Here is a 22095-nt window from a genome sequence, read left to right as displayed (position 1 = left end):
ATTATTATAACCACGTTAAATTCGTAAACTAATGAAACGCCTTATACCGAACGGTACGTAGGGTGTTGTGAAAGGGGCGAAACATTTTAATTGTTAGCCTCTATTCGATTGGAGTAGGAATAATAATTTAGACAGAATTAAAGGTAATGTTTTGTGAAATACAAATAGTTGTTTTATGATTACATATAGTTGATTAGCATGATAGTAAAGACTATGAAAACGATATATAATCATATTACAAACAAGGATGCATGTGTAACAGCGGTTATAATGTGGAATCTAGGATTAAATATGAAGGAGGGCGTATATGAATACTTTTATGCAAAAGCCAGTATCATATAGAAAAACTACAACAAAGTCTGGATTTAAAGAATTTATAGCACAGTGGGATTTACAAATTTTAGTGCTACCTGCTATGATTTATATAATAATTTTTTATTATATACCTATGTGGGGTGTCTTGTTTGCCTTTCAAGATTACGATATTTTTAAAGGCTTCTTTAATAGTGACTGGGTTGGATTAAAACATTTTCATGTATTGTTTAATTCTCCTGACTTTTTACTTGTTATGGGGAATACACTTACTATTAGTTTTTTAAAGTTACTTATACTTTTTCCGGCACCTATTTTCTTGGCGCTAATACTAAATGAGGTAAGAAATGAACGTTTTAAACGTATAGTTCAAACTATAACTTATTTACCTCATTTTATATCTTGGGTTATTGTAGCAGGGTTTGTAACTTCAATTTTGGCTGTGGATAATGGAAGTTTAAATTTGCTTTTACAATCCTTGGGGCTAATAAAGGAACCAATAAGTTGGTTATCAATTCCTAAATATTTTAGAACAATACTTATAGGCTCAGGCCTTTGGAAAGAAATAGGGTTTAGTTCCATTATTTATTTGGCTGCAATATCAGGTATAGATACAGCCCAATATGAAGCTGCTGAAGTTGATGGTGCCAGTAGAGTGAAACAAATATTTGCAATAACATTACCTAACATAGCGCCTGTAATTGGTATATTTCTTATTCTTGCAATTGGAAACTTGCTAAATGCTGGTTTTGAAGATATCTTAGTGTTAACAAACAATGGCGCAAATGCAATATTACGAGATACTTCTGAGGTAATAGATACTTATGTATATAAACAAGGGTTAGGTGGAATGAGATATTCATATGCTACATGTGTAGGATTATTTAAATCAGTAATTAATATAATTTTACTTTGCAGTGCAAATCTTTTGGTCAAAAAACTTGGAAGCGAATCTTTGTGGTAAAAAAATTCTTTAAGATTAATTCGATTCTATTTGGAAAGGTGGGTTAATAAATGAAACTATCTAAGGGTGAAAAGGTGGCAAATGGAACTATATATACTTCATTAACAATTCTAGCCTTCTTAACATTATACCCTTTTTGGAATACACTTGTAATATCATTTAATGATGGACTTAACACAACTTTAGGTGGAATTACATTTTGGCCAAGGAAATTTACTATTGAAAATTATAAAGCAGTTCTAAATGATGCTATGTTTATAAAAGCACTTATTGTTACTATTGGTAGAACTGTTATTGGAACTTTTATGGCTATGTTTTTCACATCTATTTATGCTTATGGGTTATCTAAAAAATACTTAAAAGGTAAAAAAATATATATGATTTTTTCAGTAATAACAATGTATTTTTCAGGAGGCCTTATACCCATATATCTTTTAATAAGGTCACTTGGAATGATAAATAGTTATGCAGCTTTAGTTGTGCCATCTTTAGTTGGTGTTTATAACATGATAATATTAAGAACCTTCTTTATGGGAATTCCAGAAGAAATTGAAGAATCTGCGAAATTGGATGGATGTAATCATATTAGAACTTTCTTTAGTATAATATTGCCTATTTCTGGGCCAGCCATGGCTACAATATCACTTTTCACTGCGGTTTATTTTTGGAATGAATGGTTTACAGCTGGTATTTATATTAATGATGCGGCTAAGCTTCCAATACAGAACTACTTAATGAATGTAATGAATTCAAGTAATTATGCAGAACAAATGGCCAAGCTTACTGGAGGAATTGGTAAATTTACAATATCTACAGTTACATCAAGATCCTTACAAGCAGCTACAATTATGGTGGCTACATTACCTATTGTAATGGTTTACCCATTTGTTCAAAAATACTTTGTAAAAGGAGTCTTGGTTGGCTCCGTAAAAGGTTAGAGTTTAATTAAAATGTATTTAATATCACAAGAAATAATGTGATCTAAATAAAGACTTAAGAATAAAAAGGGGGAAATTTTAATGAAAAATAATAAAGTTTTATTAACTGTGTTGTCTTCAATTATGGCTACTAGCATTATTTTCACTGGTTGCCAAGGAACAAAACCTGCTTCAAAGCCGAGTGCTACTGCAGATTCAAGTTGGACTTTTGGTAGTTCGCCATTGGAGTTTAGTTTTTATGTAAACTACGATTGGTATGCACCAAAAGGATATGGATCAACTCAACAAACAAAGTGGCTTATAGACAAAGAAAAGCTTACTGTAAATGAAATTAGCTCAAATGGAAATGCGGCGCAGAAATTTGGTGCCATGGTTGCAGGTAACGAACTACCTGACGTAATTCAAATGGATGGAGGAGCTCAATTTGAATCTCTTGCAAGGTCAGGAAAGCTAGTTGCTTTAGATGATTATGTAAATAATCCTAAATATCCTAGTTATAAGAAGTTAGTGGATGCTAATGCCTCAAACCTTATGAAAGTAGATGGTAAGACATACGGTATTTCTAATTGGTTTGGCAATAAAAAGGCAACTCGTACAAATAATAAAGGGTGGGTTGTTAATAGAAAAATTTACAAGGATTTGGGATCACCAAAGCTTGATACCTTTGAAGATTTGTATTCATATTTAAAGCTAGTTAAGGCAAAATATCCTGACGTAGTACCACTAGATAGTGCAAATACAAATGGTGGAGTTGTTCAAGTTCAAAATATGCTTTATGTAGGAGAAGGTGAGAATAATCAAATTAACTTCTCTAAATCTGACAGTAACTTAGGATTTGCAGTTGCTGATTTAAATAAAAAACAATACACATCAATATTTGAAGATACAGGCTTTAAAGATTCTTATATGTGGACAAATAAATTTTTCAGAGAAAAACTTATGACTCAAGATTTATTTACTCAAAAGTCAGAGCAATTTAAAGAAAAACTAAATAACGGTAAAATTGCAGTTGCTGGATTTTATGATGTCTCTACTATTGGGGACCAAGCAAATAAAATATTACAGGCAAAGGATCCAGAGGCTGGGTATGATTTTATACCATATATTCATAAAGATGGTGTTGACGTAAATAAACTTACAGTAGATACTGGTGGTGCTGTAGGCTGGAATTTTAATTGCATTACAACTAAAGCAAAGGAACCAGAAAAAATATTTGCAGCTTTTGATTGGATGCTAAGTGATGATGGAATTAGAATGTTAACATATGGTCCTAAAGGTGAGTTATGGGATACTTTAGATGCTAAAGGAGCACCAATAGCAAATGATAAATTTAAAAATATGAAAACAGATGAACTTAATGCTTTAAAACTGGGAGACTTTGTTCCAGAAGGCTCTTGGAGAATTATGGAAATGGAAACAGCAAGGGAACTTCAAGCACCAGATACGATTCCTTGGGCAAGAAAAGCAGATTTATTTTATGGCAAGTGGAACAAATTTACTGGGGATGAACTATATAATGTTGGTAATTACAAACAAAATTCAGAAGAAGATGCGGCATACATTGCTATTAAGGATTTAAACACCCAGTATTGCGCAAAAGTGGTTTTTGCTAAAACAGACGTTGAATTTAACAAAATTATGGATGATTGGAAAGCTGCTGTGACTAAAGCAGGTTATGATAAGCTTTTGACAGTACGAAATGCGCAGTGGGCAGCTAACCTTAAAACAGTGGGAACAAAATAAATAAATTGTAATAACTATAAAGGGGATATGTTTATCCCCTTTATTTTAAATTAATATTGAAATATATGTAAAATTTGAACATAAGATATAAAAAAAATTGTCTAATAATTTTTACATTTTTTGTAAACACTGTTACAACAAAAAAATACAAATAAAAGGGGTAATATTATGAAAAAAATTATGTCTTTATTGGTAACCCTATTAATGGTTAACAGCTTATTTTCACCAATAGTTAAGGCATCTACTACAACGCAACCTGTATCCACAGTAGTTAATGTATCTACTGATTGGAATAAAGTTGTGTCAAGTGCTACTAGTTTAAGTTATGGCATAAATGGGTTTCAAGCTTTTAATCCTACTACTGTAAACAATCAGAAGTATCAAGATAATATGAGGTATATGAATGTTGGTATTATAAGATATCACAGCTGGGAAATGGTAGGCGAATCCTCTAATAATAATGGATGGATTAAAACTGTTAATGGAGTACCTACTTGGGATGCCACAAAGATTAAGCTGGCTTTAGATGGAATGAGTTCTGTTTCATCAGAAAAAATGATAGATATTCCAGGAACGAATTCAGAATGGGGATGGCTTGATAGCACTGGATGCCTCAAACCAGAAAAAGTAGCTGATTATGTAAAATTGTGTGCAGACTTAGTTAAAATTGTAAACGTAGACTTAGGGCTTAAGGTAAAGTTATGGGAACCTATGAATGAGTGGGATGATAAATATTATGTACAATTTGCTAATGCTGGTACGCCAGATCGTCTAAATGAAATGATAGATATTTATAATCAATGTTCAAAGGCAATGAAAGCAATTGATCCCACTATTCAAACTGGTGGAGCTTCATTTGCTAGAGGAGATTTATATGATCAAATAAGTAGATTTGTAGACGGGACTTTACCCGAAGGTACTCTTGATTATTTAAGTTATCATTTTTATGGTAGCGGCGATTTAGGTGCCAGCGACCAAACAATATATAATAGAGTAAGTACTCCAGCCGATGCAACTGCAGGAACACTTGAAAAGCATACTAAAGATATAAGGAATATTTTAGATACAAAATCTCCAAACAAACACATACCACTGTGGTGTGATGAGTACAACATAAGTTGGAGTTGGACAAACAATGATCCTAGAATGCAAAATTATAAGGGTGGAGTTTTTGATGCACTTAGTTTGATATATGCAAGTAAAAGTGGTGCAGATTGCACTACTGCTTGGAATGAGTTTGATGGAGTTTATGGTAAAATGGATAATGACATGAACTTGAGACCAAGCGCTAATGTATTCCAGATGTTTAACAATTACATGATAGGAGATGTAGTTGAAAGTACATCAGACCAAGAAGGCAAGATAGTGAGTCTTGCAGTTGAAAATGGAGAGGATAGTTCTATTGCTATTGTTAACAGATCAAATGAGACTCAAATAGTTAAAGTAAATTCAAAAGGTGCAGGCATTAAATCAGGTATTGTAAAACAACATCAACTTAATGAGTATGGTTATTCTATAAAAGATACTTATTGGGCAAATGCAACTATAGAAGGAATTTTAGTACCAGCAAATTCTGTTACTGTAATAACTGATAGTAGCAAAGAACCTACAATAATGCCAGCTACTGTTCCAGAAAAAGCACCAGGAGTGTCTAGTAATCCTACTAATGATGACCAAGTTGACACCACTCCATCGGGTTCTGGAATTAAAAGTAATGTTGCGTTTGGGGACACTGCTAATTTAACTACTTTGGGAAACCTTGATTGGGCTCATTGGGGTGGCAATGTTGCAGACGTGAGTGGAATAAAAACTGCACAAATTATTAGTAATCGCAAGGCAGGAATTACTAATCATATTATTTCAGATCTTGAAGTAACTGGAATAGAGAAACATGCAGTTGTAACAGATAATACTGGTTATAAGGTTAGTTACAGCGATGGTACAGAACCTACATCAGAGGTAGATGATAATAAAGGCTTTTCTTTCGGACCACAGGGAGATGCAGGGGATAATCCAGGCGTAAAATTCACTGTTAAGGCTGGTACTAAACAAAGGACAGTCAGTATTTTAGTGGGGGTTAAGGGTTCAAAAGCTAAATTAACGGCAAAACTAAATGATGGATCTAATGCTGTTTATGAGTCAAATGTAGATGATGCTGTAACTACACCACTTAGTTTAAACAATAGTGGTTGGATTTCAAATTATATAGTTACATTAACCTATAGTGCAGTTGTAGATAATACTACTATGACTATAGAACTAAATAATCAATATAATCACTGGGGTAAATGTATAGATTTATATGGCGCGGCAGTAAGTGAAGCAGACACAACTAAGCCATCAATACCACAAAACCTATCTACAGTTGGAGTTTCTAAAGATGAGGCAGCAATAAAATGGAATTCTTCTACAGATAACATGGGTGTATCAGGTTATAGGGTTTACAGTGGAGGAGAACTTATAGGAACTACTAATAAAGATAATACAAATTTCTATTGGAATGGGCTAAGACCTAATTCTAAATATCTATTTACAGTAAAGGCTATTGATGCTACAGGTAATATTTCAGGGGCCAGTGAAACATTAGCTGTAACTACGAAAGCAGTGCCAACACATAATACCGTAGTATTATCATTGGCGATAAAGAAAGCACAGGCATTGTATGATTCAGCAGAAAAAGGAACAGGAAATGGTAATGCAGTAGGATTAAAAGCTAAATTACAATCAGCAATAACACATGCTAAAACATTAGTAACTAATGCATTAGCGACATCACAAAGAGATATAGATCTAGAAGTAACTACATTAAATGCATCGGCTAAAAAGCTGAGCAAGCATTATATAGTAGATAAGAAAAAGGAAAAGTAAATGGTAATTGTACAGTAAATAACATAGTGATTTGCTAAATAAACAAAACCTTCGAACTCTAAATTTGAGTTCGAAGGTTTTAAAAACATACAAGTGAGGTTGAGTAAATAATTTTATTATTTAATCATAAAGTTGTACACGAGGTTAAAGTTATCATTAAAAGGTAAAAGACTAATTGGAGGTATTTTAATGGAAAACAAAGCAATAAATAATGATACTATATGGAAAGATACCAAAGGAAATGAGATATTAGCTCAAGGTGGAGATATGCTTAAAGTGGGTGATGTTTACTATTGGTTTGGTGCCGAATTTGTAGGTAATTCTAAATTTTGTAATATAAAATGTTATTCCTCAAAGGATCTAATTAACTGGAAGTTTGAGAATAACGTATTAACAAGACAGCCTTCGGGAAATCTTGCAAAGGACCATTGGATTGGAAGGCCTTCTGTTATATACAATTGTACTACTAAAAATTATGTTATGATTTTTGAATGGAATAGTCCTGGCGTTCCAAGAAACAGAGTGGCGTTTGCACAGTGTTCAACAGTAACCGGTGTATATAATTGGGTTGGTAGCGCTATAGCTGAAGGAAGAAGCTTCGGTGATATGGCTGTATACAAGGATACGGATGAAAATGCTTATCTTTTAACTGTTATGGATGAAGGTTTAGATCTAGAGGATGGAAAAGAAGTAAATTATAGCCTTGCAATATTTAAGCTACAGGCAGACTATTGTAGCTTAAAAGGCAAGGTATTTGAAGGCTTTGAGATGTCTAAGCGTGAAGCTACATATATAGTTAAAAAAGATGAAGTATATTATTGGTTTTCCTCAGACATGCGCGGATGGGAGTCCTCTGAAACTAAATACTCTACAGCAGTAAACCTAGCTGGTCCTTGGTCAACTCTAAAAATCGTAGCCAATTGCCCTAATACACATAATTCATATAACTCTCAACATGATTTTATAATTACGGTACAGGGAAGTGATACTACATGTTATATATATTGTGGTGACCGTTACAGCAACTTTCACGGAATCGGGACAGGAAGATATATGTGGACACCACTGACATTTATTGATGGTAAGCCAAAAATACAATGGTTTCCTTCCTGGAACGTTGACGCTACTACGGGAATTTGGACTGAAAGTAATAGAGAACTTTCATGATGAATATAACAAATTAGGCATGTGAAAATGTTTCTTTGTAACATTTAAACTTGCCTAATCTAATCCATTGTAAAAATCATCTAGCTCTAGCTGAAATTCTAAATAAAAATCACTATACTTTTAAAAGTCATTAATGTGATAGTTTTAATATGTATTAAATTAAAGAATGTAGATTATCGAAAGAAAATGCTCAAAATCAACTGATTATTACAATCTGAGGTTATAATAAATATTAAGGATGGAGACAACAATGAAATATATTAATAGTACATCAATAAAAGGGAAAAGGAGAATAAAAAATGTTATATCCGAAACTTAGTAAAACACGAAGTTATATAAATATTCAAATGGTAACTACAAAGTCTATTACAAAAAGTTACTTTTAATTATTGAGGATCTTAGAAAGGAGTTGAATGCTCCAGATATTCCTCTCATTATTGGTGGTTTAGGAGATTTTTTAGGTAAAAAAGGATTTGGAAAAGGCTGTATTGAATATAACCTTATTAATCAAGAGTTACAGAAATTTACTGTTGTACAGGATAATTGTTGATTTGTCACAGCATCACGTTTAACATCAAAGAAAATTTGGGATGCGTTATTTTAAAGCCTTTTCTAATAAGGAACATGTGTTGAAGCCATTAATTAATGAAAATGAGTTGATAAATATTAGTAATGCTAGAACACATACAAAGGCAGAAAAGATATATATAAAAAGTATGGATTTCGCGTTAGGATAAATATCGTATGATGAATTTGAATCTCAATTCATACAAATTAACAATGGTTAAACTTTATAACTACGGAATAACTATTAGCTCAATTTTAATTAAGGATATAAAGAAGGTGTTTTTTTGATGCCATTACTAATTTTAGGTTTATTAAAAGAAAACATAGGTTCCTACGGATACGAATTATTAGCCTTAATGGAAGAGCGACACTATAAATATATAGTAAATTTCACTAAAGGGTCATTCTATTATAATCTTCAGCAATTAGAAGAAAAACAATATATTAAAAAAATTGACCAATAAAAAAATACTAGAGAGACGCGTAATTATATCATTTCTGAATTAGGGCATAAAGAATTTGAAAAATTGATGTATAAGTATGGCTCTAAGACAGATTATATAAACTTACTTTTTATTCAGCAATGCTATTTTCCAATGAATATAAAAGCGAGGCGTTAACAAAGCTAATAGAAGTACAAACTGAACAAACTAAAAAGAAAAATTTTTTATTATAACAATCTCTTGAACATTGTGAAACTATTCCTACTTATTTTAAAAAATGTTGTAAAATTTACTTTCTCATCATATAGTAAATGTTCAATGGTTTGAAGGATTGTTAGAAAATATAAAACCCTATACAATTTAGCGATATTAAATTAATGCCTTTAATAAAAAAGTCGTTAAATTGTATAGAAATCATGGCCCTTAGACATAAGAAAACAACAAGTTTGATACAATGGAAAACCCTTGAATTCAGGGATTTTTATTGTTTTTTGGATAAATTGCTGTGTGGAAATTTTAAGATTTGCAGCATAAATTTTTAATTTATATATCGAATATGCACATATTTATGGATTTTAAAGGTAGAGGTGTGCATTTTTTATAGGGGATGTGCACTATTTAGCGATAATGAATTATTCAAAGCTAAAGAAAATAAAGACATGGATATTACAAGTGTTTAGAATTATAATGAAGTTAATAGTTATAATTTCCTCACACAGGGAATGAGGAGTACTGTCTACTTATGACGCGTTGTTTATAATAATTAGAAATTATACGAAGGGAGATGTGTGTATGAGAAAAATAATTGTGATATCTTTTATAACACTTGATGGTGTGATGCAGGCCCCTGGAGGACCAGAAGAAGATTCAAAAGATTCATTTCTTTATGGAGGTTGGTCTGTTGCCTATTGGGAAGGGATACTTGAAAAAGAAATGGGAAGCCAAATGGAACAAACATTTGAGTTGCTACTTGGAAGAAAGACATATGATATATTTGCGGCAAATTGGCCCGAGATTGATCCAAACAGCATAATTAACTGTGTCAACAAATATGTTGTGACCAGTAAGCCTATTCCAGATGATACTGATGTTTGGAAAAATTCAAAACGGATTGATGGCGATATAGTAGAAAAGGTAAAAGTACTAAAGAATGAAGATGCACCTGACCTACACGTTCACGGTAGCGGTCAACTCATTCAGACCTTATTGAAAAATGATTTGGTGGATGAATTGTGGCTTAAAATTTATCCTATAACTCTTGGAACTGGACAACGTCTATTTGCAGCGGGTACAATTCCAACAGCGTTCAAAGTAAAAGAATGCAAACTTACTTCCAGTGGAGTAATTATAGCTTCCTATGAGAAATCAGGGGATGTCAAGCTAGGTTCATTTTAAATCATTAATAATACCAGTACCGCTAAGGAAACAGTATATATTCACTACATTATAAGGCTTGTAGAAACTTGACACGCTTAAAGCAAATTCTCCACCAGTAAAACCCACAACTATTAAATTAGTTGTGGGTTTTATAATGGTTTAATTTAATTGAGTTACGATGATTATGTACACTTAAAGTTACAAAAATGCAACGTTACTGAAATGTAAATCAATATGTATACATATAAGATTCATATAAAATAATGAATGTAGATAAGAACAAAATGAATGTTATATTGAGGTTAAAAATCTTGTAATAAAATTCTGAGGGGGGAAAATATCAATGAAAACACCACAGATAAGAATGGTGATAAAAATGCTATTGCAACTCATACCTATGTATTCATGAAATGAATTTAATTGGTTGTGATGGCTTAGAGGAAATTACAGCACAGAACTTATCTAAAAATGCTGGGACAATTGCCAGTGAAATGTTAAGTCGGTTAGGAAATAGATTGGAAAGGGTAATTTTATAAATATAAGAATTGTTAATAATGGATTATAATATAGGTGTGTAAATCGCTTTATTGGTTTATAAAATCCGCAATTAATGGTATAATATTCCTAACAAGTACTAATATTTAATTGGTTATGTATGGATAAAAATTAATAAATTTTTAAAGTAATTTTCTAAAACCCTCTAATATATGTTACTATACCTTCTTTCCATTAATTTTAGATTTAACTAGTATAAAGTCCTCATTATCCCATAACCATTACCACCAATGTACATACTAAATATATTTTTAACTATTTCAGCCTCAGAAAGGTATTGATTTTTGTAGTAAAAGTAATATTGTGGTAATAAATCTTTATATAAAGGGGTATATTATAATGAAAAACGTAGTAATAACGGGAAGTACTCGAGGCTTAGGACTTGAAATGGCGAAGGAATTTTTAAGTGCAGGGTGTAATGTGACCATTTCCGGCTCAAAACCTGAATCCTTTGGCAACGCGAGAGAAAAACTTATGGGGTTAGAAGATAAGTTTATATATTTGACCTGTAATGTTAGAAATATAGCTGATATTAGATGCCTGTGGCAAAAATCAGTCGAAAAATGGGGGAGTATAGACATCTGGATTAATAATGCCGGACAAAATTGTCCTCGTGAATCTATATGGGATACACCTGATAATTATATTGATGCAGTTGTGGACACGAATATAAAGGGTGTTATGAACGGCTCCAAGATAGCCGCTGAAAATATGCTTAAACAGGAGAATGGTCAGATTTGGAATATGGAAGGATTAGGTTCTAATAATATGATTATTGAGCAAACTATTTTGTATGGTGCTTCAAAACATGCTCTTACTTATTTCACTAAGGGACTTGCAAAAGAATTAAAGAATTCTCCTGTAAAGGCAGGCAGGCTTTCTCCAGGTATGATGCTTACTGAATTTATTACAAAGTCGCCTACAGGAGAAGTTTCTTCAGTTATACAAGATAAAAAGTTTAAGAAAATTTTTAACACACTTGGAGATGAGCCGCAAACAGTTGCTAAGTTCTTCGTTCCTAGAATACTTAGCAATAAAAAACAGGATGCACATATAGTTTGGCTTACCAATATGAAGTCTTTTAAGAGATTTATGTTTGCTCCTTTAAATAAGAAAAAATTGCTAAAATAAACCAATATTTGTGATTTAATATATGAAAAAGAGTAAATATTAAGTATAAACACACACATTTAATATGTCTTATAATTAATGTAAAAGTAAACATGTAAACTTATTATTATCACTATAAAATTATAAGGGAAAGGTGATTAAAAATGTCAATTATTTTCGAATCTAAACTTTTAAAAATTGGCCACCTACAAGTTATAAGAATACCTCTAGACTCAAGTAAAAAACTCCCTTCGAGGGGTATGGTTATGGTTCGAGGAACAATTAATAATTTGAATTTTAAAGCACCATTAGAGCCAGACGGTAAAGGTAGTCATTGGATAGAGGTAAGTACCTTATTAAGTGAAGAAGCTGGAATGTCTATTGATAAAACTGTATTTTTAAATATAGAACCAATCAATGAATGGATTGAGCCAGAGGTTTCTGAGGACATTATGAATGAAATTATTAATTCAAATGTATTAAACCAATGGAATTCTATTAATGCAAAATCAAGGTGGGAATGGGTTAGATGGATTCGTTCAACTTTAAATCTAGATACTCGAAATAAAAGAATTAATGTAATGTGTTCGAAATTACAAAATGGAGATAAAAAACCGTGTTGTTTTGATACAACTCGTTGTACAGTAACTGATGTATCGAAATCTGGTGTACTATTGTAGAATTTAAATTGCATGAATGTCAACCTATAGTAAAAGAATGTTAGTTTGAAAGTAGAATGTGAAATTTAATAGAGACTAAAATTTATGCCGTCTGGGGTGAAGTAAAGTATTCACCTTAGTTGGCTATTTTTCGTTTATGGTATTCATATTGATGCAATTTCTCAAAGAAAATTTGTTTTACGATATTTTGAGGCCTTTTCTAATAAGCAACATGTGTTGAAGCCATTACTAATTTTAGATTTATTAAAAGAAAACCCAGGTTCCTACGGATACGAATTATTGGCTTTAATGGAGGAGCGACACTATAAATATATAGTAAATTTCACTAAAGGGTCATTTTATTATAATCTTCAACAATTAGAAGAAAAAAAATATATTAAGAAAATTTCTTTATTAGAACAATTTCTTGAACATTGTGAAACTATGCCTACTTATTTTAAAAAAATATTGGAAAATTCACTCTCTCATCATATAGGGAATGTTTCAATGGTTTGAAGGATTGTTAAAAGATATAAAACCCACAACTAATTAATAAATTAGTTGTGGGTTTTCTTATGCGTTGATTTAATGGGATTAGTAGCATAAACTAGTCAGCATAATGTTAGGTAGTTTAATAGTAATCTAATAAATTCACACAAATTAAATAAAAGAAACGTAGGTAATCTTAAGAAACACCTTCGTTTTTTATTATCTTGGTTCTAATACTGCTATAGCCTCCAAGGCTGGAGTTTTTCCAACTAGACCAATTGCATATATAGTATAGTAATTATCTGAACTTAGTTCAATATTAGGAACAGTTAATACTACATTGTTGGTACCAGTAGGGCTGACTTTGAAGGTATATGTTCCTTTAGGAACGTTAACGTAATTTGTAATACCCTTATAAGCAACATTATTGAATACTGTTGTACCATCAGCTAATTTTATATCAACAGCTGGTGCGTTTGGAGAAAGATGAATAAATCTTACACAAGATTTACCAGATGTCTGAGCAGTGATTGGTTCTTGAATTGGGAATAAACTAATATTGGGAAGAACTCCTATTGCGGCTATATTAGTTACAGTATTTTCAGGTATATATAGATTTGTATTTATAACAGGGGTTGTCATTTGTCCTGAAGGGTAAACTTTAATATTGTAATTGCCAGAAGGAACAGGTATATATTGTGATAATTTCCCATAAGTAAGACCTTTTACAATAAGATTTCCGTTTGCATAAACATCTACAGCTGGTGAATTAGGGGAGGCATGGAATACTCTAATATAAGAATTCATTTGCATAGCTCTGTAATAATTATTTGTAATGTTTTCATATGGACAATAAAACATTGATTTTCTCCTTAATATTTTTCTCAATATTATAATATGAAATAGATATTATAATGTTCATAATATTCTTCAAAACTTATCAATAGGTTTCTTTCTATCTGTTATTACTCTTATTTCTGTAGTAGTCTAAGAAACTCAATGGAATTGTTTATATAATACATTATAACTACCAGTAAAACCCACAACTAATTAATTAGTTGTGGGTTTTATTATGTTTAAATTTATTTAGACTATTTCTTGTCAATCTTTATACTACTATATTAAAGGTTAGGATTATATGACTTAATGATTTTTACAGAATTCTGAAATTTTTCATTTTCATCTTCGGTAAGACGTAACTCTACTATTTCCTTTATTCCATTTCGGTTTAGTACCGCAGGAACACCTACATAAGCATCTTTTATGCCATATTCTCCGTTCAGCATAGCAGAAACAGGAATAACTTTATTGGAATCTTTAAAAATACATTTAATTATCTCAGCTGTTGTTGCAGCAATTCCATAATTAGTAGCACCTTTACCATTTACGACCTTGAAAGGAATTTCCAATATGTTTTTTTCTATTTGTTCTAATACAATATGATTTAAGCGTTCTTTATTATCATCAAGAATTTTAAGGAAATTTTTTCCGCCAACTGTGACCATACTCCAAGGAACCATCTGCGAATCTCCATGCTCGCCTAAACAATATGCCTGAACACTTTGAGGATCAACACCCATGACATCTGCTACTGCATTCTGCAGACGAGCAGAATCTAAAGATGTTCCAGTCCCGATCACTTGATTTGCTGGTAGCCCCGATAATTTATGAACATAATAGCTAATTACATCTACTGGATTTGTTACAATAATAAAGATTCCATTAAAACCACTATCCATAATTGGATTTACTATTGATTTTATAATTGAGGATGCTTTTTCTAACATATCTAATCTTGTTTGCCCGGTTATATATGGTGCGGCTGCTGTAATAACAACAATATCTGCATCTCCACAGTCTTCATATTCACCGCTAACAATATTTGTGTTTCGATTCAGATATGAAATACTATGGTTTAAATCCATAGATTCTGCCCAAGCTTTATTTTTATTAATATCTAATATCAAGACATCTTCACAAATATCTTGCATTACTAAAGTATATGCTACAGTTGAACCAACGGCACCAGCTCCAACAATAGCTACTTTTCTTCTTTTTATTGCCATAAATATATCATCCTTTCATTTTGTAGTTGTATGCGTTATTATCAAATTATTTTACTTTTTATATCTTATCATTTATTATAACAAATATATATAGCTTTTTTATAAGCTCTCTCCATCTTAAGAAAGTAAAGACATTGATATTATAAGTATTTAGAATTATAATAATATTAATAGCCATAATTTCCTCACACAGAAATTATACGAAGGTACATCATTTTTGCCTACTTAAGGCTTGTGGAAACGGTCTTGCAGTTAGTTTTAAGAAGTAAGAGGTAAGACAAATATTAAAGGAGTATAACATATGGTTAGATCAATTATGAAAGACATATTCTTTCTTAATCAAAAATCAGAACCTGCTACAAAAGCAGATGTTCAGGTAATACAGGATTTGCTTGATACGCTTAAAGCAAATAAGGAAGGCTGCGTAGGAATGGCAGCTAATATGATTGGTGTCAAAAAAAGAATTATTGTGATCAGTATGGGCGATATAAACGTTCCAATGATTAACCCTATTATAGTGGATAAATTGGGCCAATATATAGCGGAAGAAGGATGTCTTTCACTTATAGGTGTTAGAAAAACTAATAGATTTAAAGAGATAGAAGTAGAGTATTTTGATTCGGGATTTAAGAAGCGAAGAGGAAAATACTCAGGATGGATTGCTCAAATTATTCAACATGAAGTAGACCATTGTGATGGAATAGTCATATAGAAAAAAGGTAAGAGAGCTATTCGTTTGTTTCATATAATACACAAACAAAATTGACTAAATTGTTCCTATATGATATTCTAACGAAGAATATATATATGTAGTTTTTGTAAATATTAAAGCACAAAAGGAGTTATTATGAAATACGAATATAAAACACTCACTGATATTAGACACAAAGTTTTTACGGCCGTAAGTAAGATGGCCTTTGAAGATAATTTAAAAGAAATAGATAATATTCCATATGAAATCATTCCGGGAGATGTGGGTAGGTATAGAGATAGTACATTTCTTGAAAGAGCAATAGTTAGTGAGCGAATCCGGTTGGCAATGGGGCTAAATTTAAGACCAAGTGATAAATCAAGAGCAATTACGGAGGGATTAGAGGGGGCAACAAAACCATCAAAATATTATGAACCGCCACTTGTAAATATTATAAAATTTGCTTGTAATTCTTGTCCAACAAATAGCTATGAAGTTACAAATATGTGCCGTGGATGCCTAGCACACCCTTGTGTAGAAGTCTGTCCTAAAGATGCAGTTAGTATAGTTAAAGGGAAAAGTGTTATTGATCAGGAAAAATGTATAAAGTGTGGTTTATGTGCTAAAGTGTGTCCTTATTCAGCAATAATAAAACATGGTCGACCATGTGCCATGGCATGCGGAGTGGATGCAATATATTCGGATGAATATGGTAGAGCATCAATAGATTATGATAAATGTGTTAGCTGTGGAATGTGTTTGGTAAATTGTCCTTTTGGAGCAATATCTGATAAAAGTCAAATATTTCAACTGATTCAGGCAATTAATCAAAAGGAAGAAGTAATTGCAATTGTAGCTCCATCATATGTGGGGCAGTTTGGTAAAAATGTTGGATTTAATGATTTTAAAAGATCGATGATTTTACTTGGATTTAAAGATGTTGTTGAAGTTGCGATTGGTGCAGATATTTGTACAATTGAGGAGGCAAAAGATTTTATAGAAAATGTACCTGAAAAACTTTCATTTATGGGTACTTCATGTTGTCCTTCATGGTCTGTTATGGCTAAAAAATTATATCCGCAGTATACTGAAAATATTTCAATGACTTTGACTCCAATGGTTTTTGCAGCAAGGCTTGTGAAAGAACAATATAAAGATGCAAAGATTGTTTTTATTGGGCCATGTAGCGCGAAAAAATTAGAAGCTTCCAGAAAAAGTGTAAAAAGTGAAGTTGATTTTGTAATTACATATGAGGAGTTAGCTGGAATGCTAGAGGCCAAAGAAGTAGAAATAATTGGTACAGATATGAGCTTGAGTAATGAAGCAACTGCTTCAGGAAGAGGTTTTGCTGTTGCAGGTGGAGTCGCTAAGGCTGTAGCTGATTTGATAACAAAAGAACATCCAGGGCGAGAAGTGAAGATTAAAGCTGCCAATGGACTGAGAGAATGTAGAGAGATGTGTAATGATGCCATAAAAGGAAAGTATGATGGATATCTCCTTGAAGGAATGGCGTGTCCGGGTGGATGTGTGGCTGGAGCTGGGTGTATTGTCAAACCTAACATGGCTGGTGCGCAGGTTAAACAAGCGGTTAAAAACTCTGAGCTTAAAATTTCAGATGAGTCTAAATATGCTGATAAAGTTTACTTGTTAGATGAAAAAATATAGGGCAAGAATAGAAAATATTATTTATTATATAGAAAACCCACAACTATTAATTAGCTGTGGGTTTTCTAATGCTATGATTTAATTATGTGAGTTATGATTTTAAACTATTTGATATTCCACTGAAGAAATTTCCTATAGAATCACAAACACCTGCGAACCAACTTTTAGTCTTATCACTATCTAATGTATTTTTCATTGTACTAGCTACACCATCAAGTTGGTCTTTTACTTTGCTGTAATCCAAGTTTAATTTATTTACATTTGTCATTAATCCAACAACATTACTTACATCATCTTTAGACAGATTGTAATTATAATTATTTGTTACATTATTTACTATTTTTGTTATGCCGGCATCATCCTTAGGTTTATCTTTTATAACTTCACTCTTTACCTCATTGATTAATCCCGCAGCTTTATCTTGTCCAATCTTTTCACCTAGTTTGCCTGTAACTGCCACCTCTTCATTAGCTGTTTTTTTTGTGCTTTCATCCAATTTCTTACCATCTTTACTATTTTCAAATCCCTTTAGTATGCCAGTCATAGCTGCAGTTCCCGATACAGTGAATGGTGCAGAAACCTTAACATTAGCGTTCTCAATTCCTGCTGTAATTAGAGCGTTCTTTATCATACTAGCATTTACCCAAGTGACATTATTTGTATCCACTACTAAACCACCAGTAGAGGTTGGCTCAATATATGAACATGATATAGCTTTATTACCTAATTGAGATTTAGATACGCTATCTCCTAGATATTTCTTCTCCTCATTAGATGTAACTTCAACAACACTCGCACTATTCCTATTTACATCAAAATACTTTAGCATGTCTTCTTTCTGTTGATTCGTTAAATCATATCCTATAGTAACGCTCTTATATGAATCAGCATATACATTGTTTATAGGTGCTGCAAACAAACTTGCGGCTGTTAATATTACACCTAAGATTAATTTCTTATTCATTAACAAGACCTCCTTATAATATTGAGGGTATAATGCGTTTATACCAACGAAGCTATTTCTTTACGTATTTTTACACCAACAAGGTCGGCATTTCGGCGGCCGCAGTAGGAATAATATTATTGATTTCTAAAATTATTGATCAATGAAAATATAGTAGTATAATTTGAATCCATATGAGGCCTCCTAAAAAGGAAAATATGAATTAATTATAGCATAGGATATAATAAAAAGTATCGCGTTACTTTATAAGTATATTATATAACAAATACAAGCTCGCATTGTATTATTATTAGTCGTTATATGGTATAATTTGTGAAGAATTAGGCTGGAAAGCTAACATATTAATAGCTTAAAGGTCATATAAATTTGATGATGATAGTGGGGAACAAAAATTATGATAGTAATATTTACAATGTATATAACCCTAATCCCTGTGATTTTTGCAGGAATTTTGAATATGGTATGGGTTAAATTACCGTATATGTCTTTATGGACAAGACCAATGGACAATAATAAATGTTTTTATGATGGCAAGAGAATCTTTGGTGATAATAAAACATGGAAGGGCTTTATAGGAATGATTGTATTTGCAATTGTTTCGACTATAATATGGGGATTAATATGCGCCAATCTACAATATTTAAATGATCACAACTATTTATATAGAAATTATGATAACTCATTAAGCTATAACGTCTTTATAGGTTTTTTATTAGGACTAGCGTATGCATTACTTGAACTTCCAAATAGTTTTTTAAAAAGAAGAATAAATATCATTCCAGGAAAGACTAGTGAAGGCATAAAAAGTATATTTTTTGTTTTGCTAGATCAAGCAGACTCAATATTTGGGTGTGTTTTAGTAATATGTCTAGTTTATAAAATGAGTATTAAGTTCTATTTAGCTTATGTGCTTTTAGGTGCATTGACTCATATAGTAATAAACATGCTTTTATACCTTGGGAAATTAAGAAAAAATATGTTTTAGGAGAATTGAAGGATGTTTGATATCAATATGGAATTGTCAGATCAGGTTGGAAATAAAGCTAAATTTTTAATGGAAATGAAGAAAAATGATTTTAATGTACCTAATATGTTTGTTATTAGCAGTGTGATTTACAATGATATAGTTGACTATAATGATAAGAGAAAAAGTATAGAAGATAGTTTGCTAAAATTAAACAAAGATAATATTAATGAAATAAGTTTAGAAATAATTAGTATGTTTTCTAAATTTTTAATACCAGAAAATGTTCTCTCGCAGATAAGTAAAAGATTAGATAAAAACAAGAAGTATGCAATTAGAAGTAGTGCATCCAAAGAGGATTTGGAAGGTTTATCTTTTGCTGGTCAATATAATTCTTTTTTAAATGTTACTGGAATATCAGATGTAACAAAGGCAATAATTGCTTGTTATAAATCAATGTATGAGCAGGCTAGCCTTTCTTACTTAATTGACAATGAGGTAGACTTAAATAATATTGAAATGGCAGTTATTATTCAGGAGATGGTAAATTCAGAAATGAGTGGGATAGCCTTTACATTAAATCCTATTACCGGAAATGACAAAGAAATAGTTGTTGAGATGGCAGAGGGGCAAGGAGAGAATATTGTAAGTGGAAAAGTAAACCCTGAAAGTTATATTTACAATTGGTTTGATGAAAAATATGATTTTGGCATTAGCAATAAGTTGCTTAAAAAAGAACAACTAAATGAGCTTATGGATACGCTACTTAAAATACAAATATTTTTCGGATATCCTTGTGATATTGAATTTTCATATGAAAAGGGTGAATTATACATTTTGCAAGCAAGGCCTATTACAAAGATTTTATACGCTAAGGTGCTTGATCAATGGACAACTGCTAATTTTAAGGACGGTGGAGTTTCAGCAACGGTATGCAAACCATATATGTGGAGCCTTTATGAATATGTGTGGGAGATAATTTTAAAAAGATTTTTGCTGGAAACTAAGCTATTTAAAGATGGGAAACTTAGAAAACTTGGAGAAATGTTTTATGGAAGGCCATATTGGAATTTAAGTGTTGTTAAGGAAGCTATGGCATGTATTCCGGGATACAAAGAAATAGAATTTGATAGTGAATTAGGAGTTAGAATTACATATAAAGGTGAGGGTAGAACTACTGAAATTTCACCTAAATCAATAGCTAAAATAATTCAAGTGGCTTTTGCTCAAAGCAAATTAACAGGAAAGCAAAATAACAATGTATCTAAGTTTACAAAAGAGTTATTTAAAAAATATAATGAATATAATGAAATGGCACTTAGTGATAATGAAAATACAAATAAAAATATCGAAAGTATATGGTATAAATTAATAAAAACGGATTATCTAGAAGGTGAAAGTCGATATTTTTGGCAGATATTCATAAATACAATACAGCAACCGCTTTTTAAACGGAGTTTGCCTAAATATATTACAAGCAGTAATTACTTAGACCTAATCGGTGGACTTAAAAATGTATCTCACCTATTGCCATTTTATGATATTTGGGAAATTAGCAGAAAAATATCTAAAGATAGGACAAGTTTTGATTTTTGGAACAATTCTGATATCGAAGAAATAAAAAGATATTACTGCGAGAATAGAAAAGAATATTTTGTTCCAGAGTTAATAACTCATATTACAAAATACGGGTATCATTCAGACAGTGAACTGGATGTTACGTATCCTTGTTATTTTGAAGATGTAGGAAAAGTTATAAAAATGATAAAGGATACAATTGTTTTAGATGATAGCTTCAGTCCAAGCAGGGACAAAGAGAAGCAATACAATAATTACTGTATACAGCTTGAAGGTATAAAAAAACAAGTGTCGCCTGGAAAATATAAAAAATTATTTAATAAGATAGAGAAAATGAGAGAAATGTTATGGTGGAGAGAAGAACTTAAGGATATTTCAATTAGATTTTATTCTTTGGTGAGAATATACACAATGAAACTTGCTAAAGTTTATCAAGAAAAAGGAATAATAGAGGATTTAGATGACATTTGGTATTTAAAAATTGATGACTTGTTTGAATTTATTGAAAATAAAAAAGATGAATTTAAGTTAAGAGAAATCATAAAAAGAAATAAAAACTATTATACTTCGTTTAGAAATTTTAAAAGTGAAAACGAAATAGGAGCAGTTTTTAAGAAGGAAAATGTTAAGATTAGAAGTAATACGAAGGAAATAGTTGGGGTTGGATGTAATAACGGAATTGTAACTGGCATAGCTAGAGTAGTGGAAAACATTGAAGAAATACATAAGTTACAGGTAGGAGACATATTGGTTACGAAATTTACTGATACAGGGTGGACAAGTAAGTTTGCAATTTTAAAAGGAATAGTTACTGAGTGCGGTGGTGTTTTATGTCATGGGGCTATAGTTGCTAGAGAGTATGGAATTCCTTGTATTGTAAGCTGCTATGATGTTACTAAAAAAATAAAAGATGGCAGTAAAATAACAATAAATGGCGCAACAGGAGAAGTGTTTATATCTGATTAGGAAAGGGGT

At 31.5% G+C, this 22095-nt stretch carries 15 protein-coding genes and 3 pseudogenes; 15 read left to right on the top strand and 3 right to left on the bottom strand.

All coding sequences use genetic code 11. The annotated features are described in order from the left end of the window. The first annotated feature begins 307 nt into the window (after positions 1 to 307). From KPL55_RS18000 to KPL55_RS17940, 11 genes and pseudogenes are all read left to right on the top strand, one after another. Entirely contained in the window at positions 308 to 1276 is a 969-nt protein-coding gene (locus tag KPL55_RS18000) for an ABC transporter permease (protein ID WP_246599607.1), read from the top strand. A 50-nt stretch (positions 1277 to 1326) separates the two neighbouring features. After that, positions 1327 to 2214: a carbohydrate ABC transporter permease gene (locus tag KPL55_RS17995; protein ID WP_216308126.1), complete on the top strand. Its 888-nt coding sequence runs from the start codon at positions 1327 to 1329 to the stop codon at positions 2212 to 2214. 81 nt (positions 2215 to 2295) lie between these two features. Beyond that, positions 2296 to 3957, top strand: coding sequence for a type 2 periplasmic-binding domain-containing protein (locus tag KPL55_RS17990; protein WP_216308125.1), 1662 nt, complete (start codon positions 2296 to 2298; stop codon positions 3955 to 3957). A 168-nt stretch (positions 3958 to 4125) separates the two neighbouring features. Then, positions 4126 to 6825 (top strand): GH39 family glycosyl hydrolase, encoded by a 2700-nt coding sequence (locus tag KPL55_RS17985; RefSeq protein WP_216308124.1) that lies wholly within the window; start codon positions 4126 to 4128, stop codon positions 6823 to 6825. Positions 6826 to 7014: 189 nt separating this feature from the next. After that, the gene (locus KPL55_RS17980) at positions 7015 to 7992 is read left to right on the top strand and encodes a family 43 glycosylhydrolase (RefSeq protein WP_216308123.1); all 978 of its coding nucleotides are present in this window, start codon (positions 7015 to 7017) and stop codon (positions 7990 to 7992) included. Between the two features lie 346 nt (positions 7993 to 8338). Then, a pseudogene (locus KPL55_RS26600) lies at positions 8339 to 8729 on the top strand (sialate O-acetylesterase); the annotation flags it as partial. A gap of 114 nt (positions 8730 to 8843) precedes the next feature. Continuing rightward, positions 8844 to 9366: pseudogene (locus KPL55_RS17970) on the top strand (PadR family transcriptional regulator). Between the two features lie 428 nt (positions 9367 to 9794). Next, positions 9795 to 10397 (top strand): dihydrofolate reductase family protein, encoded by a 603-nt coding sequence (locus tag KPL55_RS17965; protein ID WP_246599612.1) that lies wholly within the window; start codon positions 9795 to 9797, stop codon positions 10395 to 10397. A gap of 876 nt (positions 10398 to 11273) precedes the next feature. After that, positions 11274 to 12065 (top strand): SDR family NAD(P)-dependent oxidoreductase, encoded by a 792-nt coding sequence (locus KPL55_RS17955; protein ID WP_216308120.1) that lies wholly within the window; start codon positions 11274 to 11276, stop codon positions 12063 to 12065. A gap of 143 nt (positions 12066 to 12208) precedes the next feature. Next, positions 12209 to 12724, top strand: coding sequence for a YdeI/OmpD-associated family protein (locus KPL55_RS17950; protein ID WP_216308119.1), 516 nt, complete (start codon positions 12209 to 12211; stop codon positions 12722 to 12724). Between the two features lie 216 nt (positions 12725 to 12940). Beyond that, positions 12941 to 13256: pseudogene (locus tag KPL55_RS17940) on the top strand (helix-turn-helix transcriptional regulator). Positions 13257 to 13411: 155 nt separating this feature from the next. Here the strand turns inward: KPL55_RS17940 and KPL55_RS17935 are convergent. Next, positions 13412 to 14053 (bottom strand): DUF4397 domain-containing protein, encoded by a 642-nt coding sequence (locus KPL55_RS17935; RefSeq protein ID WP_216308118.1) that lies wholly within the window; start codon positions 14051 to 14053, stop codon positions 13412 to 13414. Between the two features lie 260 nt (positions 14054 to 14313). Then, positions 14314 to 15258: an L-lactate dehydrogenase gene (locus tag KPL55_RS17930; protein ID WP_216308117.1), complete on the bottom strand. Its 945-nt coding sequence runs from the start codon at positions 15256 to 15258 to the stop codon at positions 14314 to 14316. Between the two features lie 301 nt (positions 15259 to 15559). Here KPL55_RS17930 and KPL55_RS17925 point away from each other — a divergent pair, with 301 nt between their 5' ends. Together KPL55_RS17925 and KPL55_RS17920 are read left to right on the top strand one after the other, a co-directional pair. Then, entirely contained in the window at positions 15560 to 15970 is a 411-nt protein-coding gene (locus KPL55_RS17925) for a peptide deformylase (RefSeq protein ID WP_216308116.1), read from the top strand. A 135-nt stretch (positions 15971 to 16105) separates the two neighbouring features. Then, on the top strand, positions 16106 to 17614 hold the full coding sequence (locus KPL55_RS17920) for a 4Fe-4S dicluster domain-containing protein (protein WP_216308115.1): 1509 nt from the start codon (positions 16106 to 16108) through the stop codon (positions 17612 to 17614). A gap of 91 nt (positions 17615 to 17705) precedes the next feature. On the opposite strand, the gene KPL55_RS17915 is transcribed toward KPL55_RS17920, so the two are convergent. Then, a complete protein-coding gene (locus KPL55_RS17915; protein ID WP_216308114.1) occupies positions 17706 to 18578 on the bottom strand; it encodes a DUF1002 domain-containing protein in 873 nt (290 codons plus the stop codon). 394 nt (positions 18579 to 18972) lie between these two features. Between KPL55_RS17915 and KPL55_RS17910 the strand changes: the two genes are divergently transcribed. Both KPL55_RS17910 and KPL55_RS17905 read left to right on the top strand, forming a co-directional pair. Continuing rightward, a complete protein-coding gene (locus tag KPL55_RS17910; protein WP_216308113.1) occupies positions 18973 to 19563 on the top strand; it encodes a CDP-archaeol synthase in 591 nt (196 codons plus the stop codon). Between the two features lie 12 nt (positions 19564 to 19575). Beyond that, complete coding sequence (locus tag KPL55_RS17905) at positions 19576 to 22086, top strand: PEP/pyruvate-binding domain-containing protein (RefSeq protein ID WP_216308112.1); 2511 nt, start codon at positions 19576 to 19578, stop codon at positions 22084 to 22086. The last annotated feature ends 9 nt before the right edge of the window (positions 22087 to 22095 follow it).

Source organism: Clostridium lacusfryxellense, assembly GCF_018861735.1.
GTDB classification, from domain to species: Bacteria; Bacillota; Clostridia; order Clostridiales; family Clostridiaceae; genus Clostridium_AD; species Clostridium_AD lacusfryxellense.
The sequence above is the reverse complement of the archived record's forward strand: the minus strand, read 5'-3'. Positions and strand labels throughout refer to the sequence as shown.